We start from the raw sequence: 14,508 nt of genomic DNA on the forward strand, positions 1-14,508 counted from the left end.
CGCGATCGCTCCTGCGTCGCGCCCACTGCGTGCGGTGCCTCGGTGGTGGTCACGGGCTGTCTTCCGGGACCGAGCCCTCACCGATCAGGTCCGGCGAGACGTCGCGCTGGTCGGTGAACAGGTCCCGGTCGTCGACGCCGTAACGGCGGATGTGCTCGGCGTCCTCGTCGCCGTCCTGCGTTGCGGCCGGCTCGAGGATCGACCGCGTGCGCTCGCGGCTGGGCGGCTCCGGCGCGGCCTTCTTCGCCCGCTGCGCCTCCTCTTCCTCCGGCAGGTCACCCACCGGCAGCTGGCTCACGCGCTTCCCGGCGGTGTTCTTGCCGGCGCCGCGGCCCTGGCGTTCCCGCTCGCCGCTGGTGGCTCCGGCCGCGCCCGCGGCGCCGATCGCGGGGGCGCCTTCGGCGAGACCGCCCACGCCGCCTGCCGCGCGGACGTTCGCCAGGCCTGGCCCCACGTTCGTGGCCGACGAGCTGACCTGCGCCGAGCCGAACACCTTCCCCTTGCCCAGCGCGGCGGATTCGCCCGCGCCCGGTACCCGTGCCCCACCGCCGCTTTCGAGGGCGCCAGGATTCCCTTGCGCCGCACCGGGTTTGCCCCATGCCGAAGAAGAGCGCTCGCCACCGGGGAGCGCGCCGGCGACCGGGCCGCCCGTGGATGTGCCGCCCGGAACGCCCGCGCTCGGTCCGCCCTGGCGCGTGGCGTCTCCCGCGTTGCCCGGCCGGTTCGTCCCTCCAGCCACGCCGGTGATCGGAGTGGTCGCGGGCCCTTGCGACGGGGCCGACGAGCTCGGCGCGGTGACGTGCTGCGGCGTGGTCGCCGAGGCGGAACCCGTTTGCGGGGCAGGGATTCCGATCGGCGGCGTGGGCGCGCTCGCGGCGGCCGGTGCGGGTGCGGTGTGCACCACCGGCGCGGTGTGCACCACCGGAGCGTCCTTCGCGCCGGCCGCGACCGTCGGCGAAGTGTCCGGCACTGACGAAACCGGTGGCACCGGCTGGATCGACGGCGAGGCGACGCTCTGCGCGGCCGCACCCGGGGACGCGAACGTCTCGATCGACTGCGGCGCCTCCACCGGCTGCGACGAGGACAGGTAATCACCCGTGTCGTGCGCGTACGCGTTGAGCGCGTCCACTGCCTGCGCGTGCGCCTCGATGCTGCCGCGCACGTTCTTCGCGTGGTCGGTCTCGAAACCGAACAGGCTGAACAGCGAATCCGCGGCCGAATACGTGCCGTCGCTCTGCCGCAGCGCCTCCGGATCCGGCAGCTTGTTCTTGGTGCGGCTGAACGCCTCGCCCTGGTCGAAGATGAGCTGCGCCGCCTGCGCGACCTTCGTGTTGGCATCACTGGAAAAACCGGCCTGCTCGGCGAGCACCGCGCTGGCCTGCCCGCCCGCCTTGCTCTGCCAGGTGACACCGAGCGCCTTGAGCTGATCCCGCAACGTGGTGTCGGTGTGCGAGAGCGCGCCCGCGATCTGCTTCAGCGCGTCCACCGCGTCGCCCATGCTCGCCGTGCCGCCGCCGTCGCGGAACTTCTCCACCTCGCGGGCGAGACTTTCGTTGTCGTAGCCGTCGAACCGCTGGTCCCGCAGTTTGCCGATCAGCGTCGGGATGTCGTACTGGCTGCTGTCGAAGGTGGTCATCGCAACGTCTCCAAGGTCTCGACGGCCATTTTCGCCACGTTCGTGGCCATGTCGCAGAGCTGTTCCTGGCTGAACGAACTGTCGTCCGGGGCGGTTTCCGCGCGCAGTGTCTGCCCAGGCGCGACGCCGACGAGCGCTTCGCAGTCCTGGATTCCGTTGCTGGGCGCGAAGTTGACCAGCGCGGGGAACCCGGGCACGGACACCGGCTGCTGGGTCATGCTCGTCTTGTGCCGCGCGCCGGAGAGCCAGTCGACGACGTCGGCCGTCGTGATCGTCTCCAGGTAGTACGTGTACGAAGGCGCCGTCGCGTCCACGTCGAAGGCGCACGTCGGGCCGTCCCGCGGCGGGGCCTGCCGGGGCGCGCCGTTCTCCTTCAACTCCGTCAGCTGCGCGGCGGTGAGCAGCCGGCACGGGTCGATTCCTTGCAGCGAAAGGTCTTTCGAGCGCGCGACCAGCTCCGGCACGGCCGATGTGGACGACGGCGGCGCGGCCACGCCCGACACGCTCGACGTGCAGCCGCCGAGGGTGAGCATCGCGAGCAGGCCCGCCGCGGCGGCCTCAGCCTTGGTGGCCACCGCGGTCCCCGAACGCCGCGACCTTCTCGTCCTCGCCCGACTGGTAGTGCTGCGCCGCTTCGCGGAGCTGCCGGGACAGCTGCCGCAGCGCGTTGATGTAGTTCTGTACGCGATGCGCGTACGAACCGTCGCCACGCGCGACCAGCCTGTTCCACGCGTCCGCCGCCGTCGAGCTGACCACGTCGCCCGCCGGGGCGTCGATGTTCAGCTCCACGAGCAGCTGGCGGGTGCGGTCGTCCAGCGCGTCCGCCTGATCGTTCACGATCTTGGCGACCTGCAGCAGGTGCCCCGGCTCGACCTGGATGTCCAGCAGCCCGGGTACCGCGGGCACGGCCGTGCTCAACGCGCTGACGGTGTTCTCTGCCATTGCCGCACACACCTCACGTTCACGGACGGTAGCCAACCAGTTCCCGCAGGAAAGGCTACCAACGCGAGCATGAGCGGGGGCTGAGTTCTAGCGAGCCGGAATGGTGACGTCACCCTCGGCCGCGCGCAGCGCGATGTCGGTGCGGTGGTGCGAACCGGCCAGATGCACCTTCGCCACCCGCTCGTACGCCTGCTCGCGCGCCGCTGTCAGGTCCGGGCCCGTGCCGACGACCGACAGCACGCGGCCGCCGTGCGCCACCACCGCACCGTCGTCACGGCGGCGGGTGCCGGCGTGCAGCACACCCTCGGCTTCGGAACCGGTGATGACATCCCCGGCGCGGGGGACGCCCGGGTACCCGTCGGCGGCGATCACCACGGTGACCGCGGCGCCGTCGTGCCACTCCAGCGGCGGGTGTTCGGCCAGCGTGCCGGTGGCGGCGGCGTTGAGCAGCCCGGCCAGCGGGGTGGCCAGCAGGGCGAGCACGACCTGGGTCTCGGGGTCGCCGAAGCGGCAGTTGAACTCGATCACCTGCGGCCCGTCGGCGGTCAGCACCAGCCCGGCGTAGAGCAGGCCGGCGAACGGGGTGCCGCGCTCGGCCAGCTCGTCGACCACCGGCTGCACGATCTCGGCGACGATGCGGTCCACCAGCCCGGGCGGCGCCCACGGCAGCGGCGCATACGCGCCCATCCCGCCGGTGTTCGGGCCGGCGTCGCCGTCACCGACGCGCTTGAAGTCCTGCGCCGGCAGCAACGGCACCACGGTGCGGCCGTCCACCAGGCAGAACAGCGACACCTCCGGTCCGTCCAAAAAGGACTCCAGCAGTACCGGGTGGCCGCCGTCGAGCAGCGTCATCGCGTGCGCCCGCGCCTGGTCGTAGTCCGTGGTGACCACGACGCCCTTGCCCGCGGCGAGCCCGTCGTCCTTGACCACCCAGGTGGGGCCGAACCGGTTCAGCGCGGCGTCGAGGTGGGCGGGGTTGTCGACGATCTCGCTGTGCGCGGTGGCCACCTTCGCGGCGCCCATCACGTCCTTGGCGAAGGACTTCGAGCCCTCGATCCTGGCGGCCGCGGCGGAGGGGCCGAAGCAGGCGATGCCCGCCTTGCGCACCGCGTCCGCGGCACCGGCGACCAGCGGCACCTCGGGCCCGATCACGACGAGGTCGGCCTGCCAGCCGGTGGCCGCCTCGACGACGGTGGCCGGATCGGCCACGTCGACGCCGAGCTGTTCGGCCACGGCCGCGATGCCCGCGTTGCCGGGGGCGCACGCGAGCGCGGTCACCGCCGGGTCGTGAGCAGCGGCGAGGACAAGGGCATGTTCGCGGGCACCGGACCCGACAACGAGAACGCGCACGATGCCCAAGCCTAGATGGTCGCCCGGGGGCACGTGCCGTTCACCTGCCCGTTGTCCGCATTTCGTCCACTCGACTGGCAGCGGTAGTGCCGGCCGGTGAGAGTGGCCCGGACGTCCCGAAGGTCCCCTATGCGGAGGTCGGCAGAGCATGCGGAAACGATTGGTGGTGGCGGTGTTGTCCGGGCTGACACTGCTCGGGGTGGCGGGTTCCTCGACGGCTGCCGAGGACCGCGGGCACGGCGACACCGGGGCGGTGGTCGTCGGTCATCGCGGCGCGCCCGGCTACCGGCCCGAGCACACCCTCGCCTCCTACGAGCTCGCGTTCCGCCAGGGCGTCAACTGGGTGGACGTGGACCTCGTGCCGACCAAGGACGGGCAGCTCGTCGCCCGGCACGAGCCGGAGATCGGCGGCACCACCGACGTGGCGCAGCACCCCGAGTTCGCCTCCCGCAGGACCACCAAGGTCATCGACGGGGTGAGCACGACGGGCTGGTTCACCGAGGACTTCACGCTGGCCGAGCTGAAGACCCTGCGTGCGGCCGAGCGCATTCCGGATGTGCGCCCGCACAACACGATCTACAACGGCCGCTGGCAGATCCCCACCTATCAGGAGGTGCTGGACCTGACCAAGCGACTCGGCCGCGAACTGCACCGCACGCTGGGCACATACCCGGAGGTCAAGCACTCCACGTACTTCGCCTCGATCGGCAACCCGACCGAGCCCAAGCTGGTGGACCTGCTCGACCGCAACGGGCTCAACCGCCCCGGCGCGCCCGTGATCATTCAGTCGTTCGAGGTGGCGAACCTCAAGGCGCTGAGCAAGCAGGTGCGCGTTCCGCTGCTGCAGCTGACTTCGGCCACCGGCGCGCCCGCCGACTTCGTCGCCAGTGGCGACAAGCGCACCTATGCGGATCTGGTCACCCCGGCCGGGCTCAAGGAAATCTCCACCTACGCCAACTACATCGGCCCGGACAAGGCGCAGATCATCCCGCTGGACCCGGCCGGAAACCTGACCAAGCCGACCTCGCTGGTGCGCGACGCCCACGACGCCGGGCTCAAGGTGGCGCCGTACACCTTCCGCAACGAGAACAACTTCCTCCCGGCGAATCTGCGTTCCGCCGGTGACAAGACGGCCTGGGGCAACATTTTCGCGGAGGAATCGGCTTTCCTGGCAACCGGAATCGACGGTTTCTTCGCCGACCAGCCGGACACGGCGTTGCTCGCGGTAACCGGTTCGTAGCTCGTTTTACCGATAGCGAAATGTAGTAGCGCCGGGTTTTTCCGTTTCGCTAATCTCGGTGGCACGTCGAGGGGGATCTCGCGGGGCTGCGGTTCTTCTTCGGCTTCCCGCTGCCCTCCTGCCACCGAGAAACGGACCTCATGACTACAGCCGAACTAAGACCCGGGGACTCCGACAAGCTGGATTCCGCCGTGCTGAAGGTCGCGGGCGTGGTCGTCCTTGGCGCCGTCATGGCGATCCTGGACACCACGGTCGTCAACGTCGCGCTGCAGGCGCTCACGCTGCAGTTCCAGACCTCGCTCGACACGATCCAGTGGGTCGTGACGGGTTATCTGCTCGCGCTCGCCACGGTCATCCCGGTGACCGGCTGGGCCTGCGACCGCTTCGGCACCAAGCGGCCGTACCTGTTGTCCATCGGGCTTTTCCTGCTCGGGTCGGTGCTCGCCGGGATGGCGTGGAACATCGAGTCGCTGATCGCGTTCCGGGTGCTGCAGGGCCTCGGCGGCGGGATGCTGATGCCCGCCGGCATGACGATCATGACGAGGGCCGCGGGCCCGCACCGCGTCGGCCGCGTGATGGCCGTGCTGGGCGTGCCGATGCTGCTCGGCCCGATCGGTGGCCCGATCCTCGGCGGCTGGCTCGTCGACGCGGTCAGCTGGCGCTGGATCTTCTACATCAACGTGCCGATCGGTGCGGTCGCTTTCCTGCTGGCGTGGAGGATCCTGCCGAAGGACGCCCCGCGCGCGACGGAGAAGTTCGACTTCCCCGGCATGTTGATGCTTTCGCCTGGTCTCGCGCTGCTGATCTTCGGAGTGTCCAAGATCCCGGCGGAGGGCGGCATCGGGTCGCCGAGCGTGTGGCTGCCGGGCCTGGTGGGTCTGGCGCTGATCGTCGCCTTCGTGCTGCGCGCGACGCGAATCCCGAACCCGCTGGTGGACCTGAAACTGTTCAAGGACAGGACGTTCGCGGTCGCCATGATCACCATGACGTTCTTCATGGTGGCGTTCATGGGCGCGATGCTGGTGCTGCCGACGTACTTCCTGCTGGTGCGCGGTGAATCCGCCCTGCAGGCCGGCTTGCTGCTCGCACCACAGGGCATCGGCGCGATGATCACCATGCCGATCGGCGGCAGGCTCGCGGACAAGATCGGCCCCGGCAAGATCGTGCTGCCGGGGATCGTGGTGATCCTCGCCGGGCTCGCGGTGTTCACCCAGGTCGGCGCGGACACGTCGTATCCGCTGCTGCTGGCGGGGCTGTTCGTGATGGGGCTTGGCATGGGCATGACGATGATGCCGATCAGCGCCGCGGCGCTGCAGACGCTCACCCAGCGCTCGGTGGCGCGCGCGTCCACGTCGATGAACATCATCCAGCAGGCGGCGGGCGGGATCGGTGCCGCGGTGGTGTCGATCATCCTGGCCAGCCTGCTCGCGGGGAAGTTCGGTGTCCCCACCAGTCAGGGTCAGCTGGCGGCGACGGCGGCGTTGATGAGTCCGCAGACGCATCAGGTGGCGGCGTCGGCGTCGGCGGATGCGTTTTCGAGTACGTTCATGTGGGCGTTGGTGTTGATCGCGTTGTGTCTGATTCCGGCGTTGTTCTTGCCGCGTAGGCCGGCGGTGCCGGTGGTGGATTCTGAGGTGGTTGCCGAGACGGCTGCTTGACCTGCGTTCGTCCACCGGGCTAGGTTGCTGCGATTCCGCAATGGAACGTTCGTAGACCTTTGGGGTGAGCCCGGTGGACGACGACAGTGCGCGGCTTCATCAACTCGGATACGCCCAAGAACTCAAGCGGACGATGTCGGCGTTCTCCAACTTCGCCGTCTCGTTCACCATCATCTCGATCCTGTCGGGCTGCCTCACGCTCTACGGGTTCGGCCTCAAAACCGGCGGCCCGGTCGCGATGATCTGGGGCTGGCCGCTGGTCGGGGTGTTCGTCATCCTGGTCGGCCTCGGCATGGCCGAGGTTTGCTCCAGCTATCCCACGGCTGGCGGGCTCTACTACTGGGCCGCCAAGCTCGCCCCGTCCGGCGGCGCGGCCTGGTCCTGGTTCACCGGCTGGTTCAACCTGGTCGGCCAGGTCGCGGTCACCGCGGGTATCGACTTCGGTGCCGCGCTGTTCCTGAACGCCTTCCTCGACCTGCAATGGGGTTTCGCCGCCACGCCAGGGCACACGATCCTGCTGCTGGCGATCATCCTTGCGCTGCACGGGCTGCTGAACACCTTCGGCGTGCGCCTGGTCGCGGTGCTCAACGGGGTCAGCGTGTGGTGGCACCTGATCGGCGTGCTGGTGATCGTCGGGGTGCTGGTGTTCGTGCCCGCCAAGCATCAGTCGGCGTCGTTCGTGTTCGGCCATTTCGAGAACGCCACTGGCTGGGGTTACGCGCCGTACGTGTTCGCGCTCGGGCTGCTCGTCGCCCAGTACACGCTGACGGGGTACGACGCATCGGCGCATATGACTGAGGAAACGAAGAACGCCGACCGCGCCGGGCCGCGCGGGATCGTCAACTCGATCCTCGTCTCCCTCGTCGCGGGCTGGATCCTGTTGATCGGCCTGACCTTCGCGATCCAGGACTACGACGGCGCCGTAAACACCTCCACCGGAGTGCCGCCGGCGCAGATCTTCATCGACGCGGCGGGCGCCACCACCGGGAAGTTCCTGCTGCTGATCGCGATCGGCGCACAGCTGTTCTGCGGGATGGCCTCGGTGACGGCGAACTCGCGGATGATCTACGCCTTCGCCCGTGACGGCGCGATCCCGGGTTCGCGGCTGTGGCACCGCATCAACAAACGCACCCGGACGCCGACCAATTCGGTGTGGTTCGCCGCGGTCGGCGCGCTGATCCTCGCGCTGCCGTACCTGTGGAGCGCCACCGCGTACGCCGCTGTGACTTCCATCGCGACGGTCGGACTGTATGTGGCGTACGTGATCCCGGTGTTTCTGCGCGTGCGCAAGGGCGACGCGTTCGAGCCGGGGCCGTGGCACCTCGGCCGCTGGGGCAGGCCGGTCGGGATCATCGCGACGATCTGGGTGGTGCTGATCTTCGTGCTGTTCATGCTGCCGCAGGTCTCGCCGGTCACCGTGGACACCTTCAACTACACCCCGGTCGCGTTCCTCATCGTGCTGGGCGGAGCGACGATCTGGTGGTTCGTCTCGGCGCGGAAGTGGTTCACCGGGCCCAAGGTGCAGGGTTCGGCGGCGGAGCTGGAAGCCGTGGAGGAAGATCTTCGCGCGGTGTGAACCGCGCGGCTGAGCGAAGATTGCCGGCATGGAGTTGCTGGTTCTGATGGGCGTGCTGGCCGGCGCGCTCGGCCTGACAGCCCTCGCCCGCCGGTACAACCTGTCCGCGCCGCTGCTGATCGTGGTGGTGGCGCTGGCGGTTTCGTTCATCCCCGGCGTCCCGCGAGTCGAGCTCGACCCGGAACTGATCCTGACACTGGTACTGCCGCCGCTGCTCTACTCGACCGCGCTGGAGAGCTCGTTCGCACAGTTCAGGTCGGCGTCCCGGCCGATCATCGCGCTCGGTGTGGTGCTGGTCGTCGTGACGGCGCTCGGCGTCGGGTTCGTGGTGCACCTGCTGCTGCCCGAGTTGCCGGTGGCGTCCGCGCTCGTGCTGGGCGCGGTGGTGGCGCCGCCGGACGCGGTGACCGCGGTGGCCATCGGCCGACGGCTCGGGCTGCCAAGGCGGCTGATGACGGTGCTCACCGGGGAAAGCCTGGTGAACGACGCGGCGGCGCTGACGCTGTACAAGATCGCGCTCGCGGCCGTGCTCGGTTCGGCAGGCTCGATCGGGCACGGGTTCCTGATCTTCCTGGTGGCCGCCGTGCTCGGGATCGGGGTCGGGCTGCTCGCGGGCGTCATCGTCGGGTTCATCCGGCGGCGGCTGGACGATCCGCTGATGGAATCGGCGTTCGGGATCATCGTGCCGTTCGCGGTGTACGTGATCGCCGAGCATCTGCACCCGTTGTCCGAGGACTTCAGCGGCTCGGGCGTGCTCGCGGTCGTCGCCGCCGGGCTGTACCTGGGGAACCAGTCGCTGCACGCGGGCTCGGCCACCCGCGTGCAGGACTCGACGATCTGGGCCTCGTTCGACGTGCTGCTGGAAACACTGGTGTTCGCGCTGATGGGCCTGCAGCTGCCGTTCGTGCTGGAGGACACCGAGCAGGCCGCCGCCGACAACACCACGCTCGTGATCTGCGCGCTGGTCGTGCTCGCGGTGACGATCTTGATCCGGATCCCCTATGTGTTCCTCACGGGCGTGGTGCCGCGGGCGATGCGGCTGTTCGACAGGGACCGCATGAAGATCCCGTGGCGGTATTTCACGGTGCTGTCGTGGACCGGGATGCGGGGCGTCGTGACGCTGGCCGCGGCCACCGGTGTGCCGCTGCTGACCCGGGACGGAGCGCCGTTCCCCGGCCGGGAGGAGATCCAGCTGTTCGCCTTCACCGTGGCGATCGGCACGCTGCTCATCCAGGGGCTCACGTTGCCCGTGCTGATCCGCAAGCTGAAGGTGAACAGCGACGCGGAGGCGGAGCGGGACGAGGCCGAAGAGTTGCATGCCCGCGAAGCGGCGATGCAGGCGGCGCTGGACCGGCTGAACACCCTGATGCCCGAGCTGCTGTCCAAAGTGGACATCACACGAGAGCGGGCGGAACGGCTGACCGCCCGGTTGCGCGGGCTCGTCGAATCGCGCTACCGGGGCGCGCTGGCGGCGATCTCGTTGTCCGAGGAGGATCGCGAAGCCAGCCCCCACGCCGCTTTCGTGCAAGCCCGCCGGGAACTGCTGCTGGCACAACGGGAAGCGGTGCTGGCATGTCGCGACGCGGGGGAGCTCGACGACGACGTGCTCCGGAAAGTGTTGCGGGAACTGGATCTGGAGGAGCTGGCGCTGTCGGACACGCTCACCTCGCGGCTCACGTGAGCGGGACGAGCAGCTCCGCCGACGCGGTCACGCGGCGCGGGCCGTCCGCCGGCCCCACCGGGATTCCCCCCGGACGAGCTGCGCGCGGCCGTGCTCGCCGGGGTAACCGAGCTTTACCGATCAGAGTGAGCCGAGCAGCTCGAAGGTGCGCTGCTGGTCCTCGGGACCGTTGAGTTCGCTCATGGTGACCACAACCTCGGTGGCGCCCGCGTCGTAGTAGCTCTGCACGGCGGCGGCGACGGTTTTCTCGTCCCCGATGGCGGCGAGGTCGCCCGCGCGCGTCGCCCCCTCAGCGGCGATCACTCGCTGGTAGGAGGGCACCTGCTCGTAGAAAGCCATGTCCGCCAAGGCTTTCTCGCGCGCCTTGTCGACGTTCGCGGTCAGCACGCCGGGCAAGAACGCGACGATCCGCGGCGCCGGGCGGCCCGCCCTTTCGGCGGCTTCCGTGATGGCGGGGACGATCTGCTCGCCGAGCGTGCGGGGCCCGGCGAGGTACGGCAGCGTGCCGTCGGCGAGTTCCCCCGTGGCGCGCAACGCCTGCGGCCCCATCGCGGCGACGAGAATCGGCACGCGCGGTTCGGCGCCGGGCACCTTGGTAGGCAGATTCGGCGCGGCGGTGAGCAGCTCGCCGTGGAAGTCGGCCGTGCCCTTTTCGAGTAGCGGGCGCAACGCGGTCAGGAACTCGCGCAGCAGCTTGATCGGCCGCTCGTACGGCAGGCCGAAGGCGTTCTCCACGATGAACTTGGCGCCGAGCGCGAGCCCGAGGTGGTACCGGCCGTGCGTGGCGGCCTGGGTGGTCTGCGCCTGCGACGCGACGAGCAGCGGATGCCTGCCGAACACCGGGATCGCGGACGTGCCGACGTGCAGCCCCGGCACCTCCCGCCCGACGATCGCGGCCAGCCCGGCGGAGTCGTAGTCCAGCCGCTGCCCGAACCAGGCGGACCGCACGCCCGCGTCCGCCGCTTGCCGCGCCAGCTCCACCGTCGCGTCCACGTAGTTGGTGGTGTCCGAAGTCGCGAGTGCTACCCCAAGGGTCATGTCCTCGCCAACCCCGCCCGCCCCGAGCCCATTCCGGGTCCCACGGTTTGGGAGTCCTCGCATGCCGGGCCGGGAGCTGGCCACCCTGTACTCCCAGCCGCCGATCATGAGGGAGCCGACCGTGTCACTGAACGACGTCATCGAAGGAACTCGCGAGGCCGTGCAGAGCGACCCCGCCAACGCCGCGGTCTCCTTCAGCGTGGGGCACGCGCTGAAGGCCGGCACCGCGACCGTGGTCGAGGTGAACGTGCGTGATCACTCGTTCTCGGTCGACGAGCCCGCCGCGCTCGGTGGCACCGACACGGCCGCCAACCCGGTCGAATACGCGCTCGCCGCACTCGGCTCGTGCCAGGTGATCACGTACCAGTTCTGGGCCGCGAAGCTGGGCATCCCGCTCGAATCGGTGAAGGTGACCGTGGACGGGGACCTCGACCTGCACGGGTTCTTCGGCTTCGCGGACACGCGCCCGGGCTTCACCGACGTGCGCCTGAACGTCGAGCTGACCGGCCCGGCGGGCGCCGAACGCTACGAGGAACTCAAGCGCCAGGTCGACGAGCACTGCCCGGTACTCGACCTCTTCCGCAACCCGACGCCGACGAAAACCTCGCTGGGCTAAGCGAACTGGTGCCGGACGATGGTCTGGTCGCGGCCAGGGCCGACGCCGATCGCCGACATGCGGGCGCCGGAGAGTTCCTCCAGGCGCTCGACGTAGGCGCGGGCGTTGGCGGGCAGCTCCTCGTACGTCCGGCACTCCGAGAGGTCCTCCCACCAGCCGGGGAGCTCCTCGTAGACCGGCACGGCGTGGTGCACGTCGGTCTGCGTCATCGGCATGTCCTCGGTGCGGAACCCGTCCACCTCGTACCCGACGCAGATCGGTACGCGCTCCAGGCCCGAGAGCACGTCGAGCTTGGTCAGGAAGTAGTCCGTGATGCCGTTGACCCGCGTGGCGTACCGGGCGATCACCGCGTCGAACCAGCCGGTGCGCCGTGAGCGCCCGGTGGTGACGCCGAACTCGCCGCCGGCCTTGCGCAGGTGCTCGCCCATCTCGTCGTGCAGCTCGCTCGGGAACGGGCCCGAGCCCACGCGCGTGGTGTACGCCTTGAGGATGCCCAGCACGGTGGTGATCCGTCCCGGTCCGATGCCCGAGCCCGCGCTCGCCCCGCCGGAAGTCGGGTTGGACGAGGTGACGAACGGATACGTACCGTGGTCGACGTCGAGCAGCGTGCCCTGCGAACCCTCCAGCAGCACCGTCTCGCCGCGCTCCAGTGCCTTGTTCAGCTGCAGCCGCGTGTCCGCGATGCGGTGCGCGAACTTCTCACCCGCGGCCAGCACCTCGTCGGCCACCTGCTCGGCGTCGAGCGCCTTGCGGTTGTAGACCTTGACCAGCACCTGGTTCTTGAACTCCAGCGCGGCCTCGACCTTCTGCCGGAAGATCTTCTCGTCCAGCAGGTCCTGCACGCGCACGCCGACCCTGGCCACCTTGTCCTGGTAGCAGGGCCCGATACCGCGCCCGGTGGTGCCGATCTTGCGGCTGCCGAGGTAACGCTCGGTGACCTTATCGATCGCCACGTGATACGGCATGATCAAGTGCGCGTCGGCGGAGATGAGCAGCCGCCCGGTGTCCACCCCGCGGTTCTCCAGCCCGTCCAGCTCGTCGAGCAGGACGCCGGGGTCGACCACCACGCCGTTGCCGATCACGTTGGTCACCCCCGGCGTGAGGATGCCCGAAGGGATCAGGTGCAGGGCGAAGTTGTCCCCGTTGGGGAGCACGACAGTGTGCCCCGCGTTGTTGCCGCCTTGATAGCGGACAACCCACTGGACACGGTCGCCGAGCAAATCGGTGGCCTTGCCCTTGCCTTCGTCGCCCCATTGGGCGCCGATCAGCACGATGGCCGGCATGTGACACTCCAGATAATCGGCAAAGAATGGAAAGCCGATGTATGAGCGTAACGGAGGGCCGCGACGTGCGGGGACAGGTACTGGTTTGCGGGGCGTCGGCCCCGCCGCTGCCCGAGGTGGAGGGGCTGTCCGTGCACCGGGTCGCGGAGCGGCCGGGCAAGGCGGAGGTCGATCCGCTTACCGACGCCGGGCCGTTGATCGTCGCGGGCACCGACGCGGACCTCGCGGCGGTGGTGATCAGGTTGCTGCGCAAGGAAAAGCTCGGCTCGACCCCGGTCGGCTTCGTGCCGGCCGACCCGGCATCGGAGGTGGCCGCGCTGTGGGGTCTGCCGACCGACCCGGCGCGGGCGCTGGCGGTCGCGCTGAACGGTGAGGTGGACCCGGTGCCGTTGATCCGCGACGACAACGGCGGAGTGATAGTGGGGAGAGGCACATTCGGGGCTGTCCGCGGGGTCGCGTACTGCGATGACGACGTCGCGCTCCGTGGCGCCGCCCGTTCGATCGAGGTCTCCCCGGACGGGGAGGGCGGGCCCGGGCTCGTTGTCCGCGTGCTGAAGGGACTGCTGTTCAAGCGGCCGGTGACCCATGCCTGCCGTGCTTTTCAGATCGGCTGCATCCCGACCCGCCCGAGCCTGGACGGCGTGCCGTTCCCACGCGCGATCAACCGGTGGACCTGGTACCGCCACACCGAGGATCTGCGCCTGATCCGCGGTCTCGCGTGAATGACGATGATCACAGAACGTTAACCTACTGTCGTCGGTAAATCACCCACAGGTATTGCTATCGCCATCTTCGTGAGTCAGTGTCGGCAGGTCCCGCACAGCTCACCCGAAGGCGGCAAAATGCGTCGTTCGTTGACTGTCCTGGCCGTGTCAGTGCTCGCCGTCGGCGCCTTCGTCGGCACCGCGGCGGCCACTCCTCCCGGAATTCCGTCCGAAACCACCGCCCGTTCCGAACTCGCCACGCTGACGGTCGCCGCGGACGGCAGCCTCGACGGCTACTCCCGTGACAAGTTCCCGCACTGGATCGACCAGGGCAACAACTGCAACACCCGCGAAGTGGTGCTCAAGCGCGACGGCACCAACGTGGTCACCGGTTCGGACTGCGCGGCGACGTCCGGCAGCTGGTACAGCCCGTACGACGGGGCGACGTGGACCGCCGCCTCGGACGTGGACATCGATCACGTCGTGCCGCTCGCCGACGCGTGGCGCACCGGCGCCGCGTCGTGGACCACCGCGCAGCGGCAGGCCTACGCGAACGACCTGTCCGACCCGCAGCTGATCGCGGTGACCGACAACGTCAACCAGGCCAAGGGAGACGCATCGCCGGACACCTGGAAACCGCCGCTCACCATGTATTGGTGCACCTACGCGGAAATGTGGATCGCGGTGAAGCACAAGTTCGACCTCACGGTGAACTCCGCGGAGAAGTCCGCGCTGACCGACATGCTCGGCCACTGCTGACGTCCACAGACTGAGACACGGGTTC

13 protein-coding genes are annotated in these 14,508 nt (G+C 69.4%); 7 read left to right on the top strand and 6 right to left on the bottom strand.

All coding sequences use genetic code 11. The annotated features are described in order from the left end of the window. Positions 1-49 precede the first annotated feature (49 nt). From VHD82_RS10335 to purD, 4 genes are all read right to left on the bottom strand, one after another. On the bottom strand, positions 50-1,636 hold the full coding sequence (locus VHD82_RS10335; RefSeq protein WP_325700237.1) for a hypothetical protein: 1,587 nt from the start codon (positions 1,634-1,636) through the stop codon (positions 50-52). Next, positions 1,633-2,211 carry a DUF3558 domain-containing protein gene (locus tag VHD82_RS10340; RefSeq protein WP_325700240.1) on the bottom strand — a complete coding sequence of 193 codons (579 nt, stop codon included), beginning with the start codon at positions 2,209-2,211 and terminating at the stop codon, positions 1,633-1,635. The genes VHD82_RS10335 and VHD82_RS10340 overlap by 4 nt, the downstream gene beginning before the upstream one ends. After that, a complete protein-coding gene (locus tag VHD82_RS10345; RefSeq protein WP_325700243.1) occupies positions 2,195-2,578 on the bottom strand; it encodes a hypothetical protein in 384 nt (127 codons plus the stop codon). Before VHD82_RS10345 ends, VHD82_RS10340 begins: the two co-directional genes overlap by 17 nt. 87 nt (positions 2,579-2,665) lie before the next feature. After that, positions 2,666-3,928: a phosphoribosylamine--glycine ligase gene (gene purD / locus VHD82_RS10350; protein ID WP_325700246.1), complete on the bottom strand. Its 1,263-nt coding sequence runs from the start codon at positions 3,926-3,928 to the stop codon at positions 2,666-2,668. A 148-nt stretch (positions 3,929-4,076) separates the two neighbouring features. Between purD and VHD82_RS10355 the strand changes: the two genes are divergently transcribed. The 4 genes from VHD82_RS10355 to VHD82_RS10370 all read left to right on the top strand — a co-directional run bounded on the left by VHD82_RS10355 (position 4,077) and on the right by VHD82_RS10370 (position 10,083). Beyond that, positions 4,077-5,168 carry a glycerophosphodiester phosphodiesterase gene (locus tag VHD82_RS10355; protein ID WP_325700249.1) on the top strand — a complete coding sequence of 364 codons (1,092 nt, stop codon included), beginning with the start codon at positions 4,077-4,079 and terminating at the stop codon, positions 5,166-5,168. A gap of 140 nt (positions 5,169-5,308) precedes the next feature. Beyond that, on the top strand, positions 5,309-6,826 hold the full coding sequence (locus tag VHD82_RS10360) for a DHA2 family efflux MFS transporter permease subunit (RefSeq protein WP_325700252.1): 1,518 nt from the start codon (positions 5,309-5,311) through the stop codon (positions 6,824-6,826). Between the two features lie 133 nt (positions 6,827-6,959). Further along, complete coding sequence (locus VHD82_RS10365) at positions 6,960-8,402, top strand: amino acid permease (RefSeq protein ID WP_325700484.1); 1,443 nt, start codon at positions 6,960-6,962, stop codon at positions 8,400-8,402. A 28-nt stretch (positions 8,403-8,430) separates the two neighbouring features. Next, positions 8,431-10,083 carry a Na+/H+ antiporter gene (locus tag VHD82_RS10370; protein WP_325700255.1) on the top strand — a complete coding sequence of 551 codons (1,653 nt, stop codon included), beginning with the start codon at positions 8,431-8,433 and terminating at the stop codon, positions 10,081-10,083. A 120-nt stretch (positions 10,084-10,203) separates the two neighbouring features. Here VHD82_RS10370 and VHD82_RS10375 read toward each other — a convergent pair whose 3' ends face one another. Beyond that, positions 10,204-11,121, bottom strand: coding sequence for an LLM class F420-dependent oxidoreductase (locus tag VHD82_RS10375; protein WP_325700258.1), 918 nt, complete (start codon positions 11,119-11,121; stop codon positions 10,204-10,206). 121 nt (positions 11,122-11,242) lie between these two features. On the opposite strand from VHD82_RS10375, the gene VHD82_RS10380 reads away from it, so the two are divergent. Continuing rightward, entirely contained in the window at positions 11,243-11,737 is a 495-nt protein-coding gene (locus tag VHD82_RS10380; protein WP_325700487.1) for an OsmC family protein, read from the top strand. Here VHD82_RS10380 and VHD82_RS10385 read toward each other — a convergent pair. Next, entirely contained in the window at positions 11,734-13,020 is a 1,287-nt protein-coding gene (locus VHD82_RS10385; RefSeq protein ID WP_325700261.1) for an adenylosuccinate synthase, read from the bottom strand. The genes VHD82_RS10380 and VHD82_RS10385 overlap by 4 nt on opposite strands. A gap of 41 nt (positions 13,021-13,061) precedes the next feature. On the opposite strand from VHD82_RS10385, the gene VHD82_RS10390 reads away from it, so the two are divergent. Both VHD82_RS10390 and VHD82_RS10395 read left to right on the top strand, forming a co-directional pair. Beyond that, entirely contained in the window at positions 13,062-13,742 is a 681-nt protein-coding gene (locus tag VHD82_RS10390; protein ID WP_325700264.1) for a hypothetical protein, read from the top strand. Positions 13,743-13,862: 120 nt separating this feature from the next. Continuing rightward, positions 13,863-14,483: an HNH endonuclease family protein gene (locus VHD82_RS10395; RefSeq protein WP_325700267.1), complete on the top strand. Its 621-nt coding sequence runs from the start codon at positions 13,863-13,865 to the stop codon at positions 14,481-14,483. The last annotated feature ends 25 nt before the right edge of the window (positions 14,484-14,508 follow it).

This window comes from Amycolatopsis sp., assembly GCF_035546795.1.
GTDB lineage: Bacteria > Actinomycetota > Actinomycetes > Mycobacteriales > Pseudonocardiaceae > Amycolatopsis_E.

Coding starts and splice junctions, on each gene's coding strand:
- VHD82_RS10335 (WP_325700237.1), bottom strand. CDS start 1,636: ATGACCACCTTCGACAGCAGCCAGTACGACATCCCGACGCTGATCGGC.
- VHD82_RS10345 (WP_325700243.1), bottom strand. CDS start 2,578: ATGGCAGAGAACACCGTCAGCGCGTTGAGCACGGCCGTGCCCGCGGTA.
- VHD82_RS10355 (WP_325700249.1), top strand. CDS start 4,077: ATGCGGAAACGATTGGTGGTGGCGGTGTTGTCCGGGCTGACACTGCTC.
- VHD82_RS10360 (WP_325700252.1), top strand. CDS start 5,309: ATGACTACAGCCGAACTAAGACCCGGGGACTCCGACAAGCTGGATTCC.
- VHD82_RS10365 (WP_325700484.1), top strand. CDS start 6,960: ATGTCGGCGTTCTCCAACTTCGCCGTCTCGTTCACCATCATCTCGATC.
- VHD82_RS10370 (WP_325700255.1), top strand. CDS start 8,431: ATGGAGTTGCTGGTTCTGATGGGCGTGCTGGCCGGCGCGCTCGGCCTG.
- VHD82_RS10375 (WP_325700258.1), bottom strand. CDS start 11,121: ATGACCCTTGGGGTAGCACTCGCGACTTCGGACACCACCAACTACGTG.
- VHD82_RS10385 (WP_325700261.1), bottom strand. CDS start 13,020: ATGCCGGCCATCGTGCTGATCGGCGCCCAATGGGGCGACGAAGGCAAG.
- VHD82_RS10390 (WP_325700264.1), top strand. CDS start 13,062: ATGAGCGTAACGGAGGGCCGCGACGTGCGGGGACAGGTACTGGTTTGC.
- VHD82_RS10395 (WP_325700267.1), top strand. CDS start 13,863: ATGCGTCGTTCGTTGACTGTCCTGGCCGTGTCAGTGCTCGCCGTCGGC.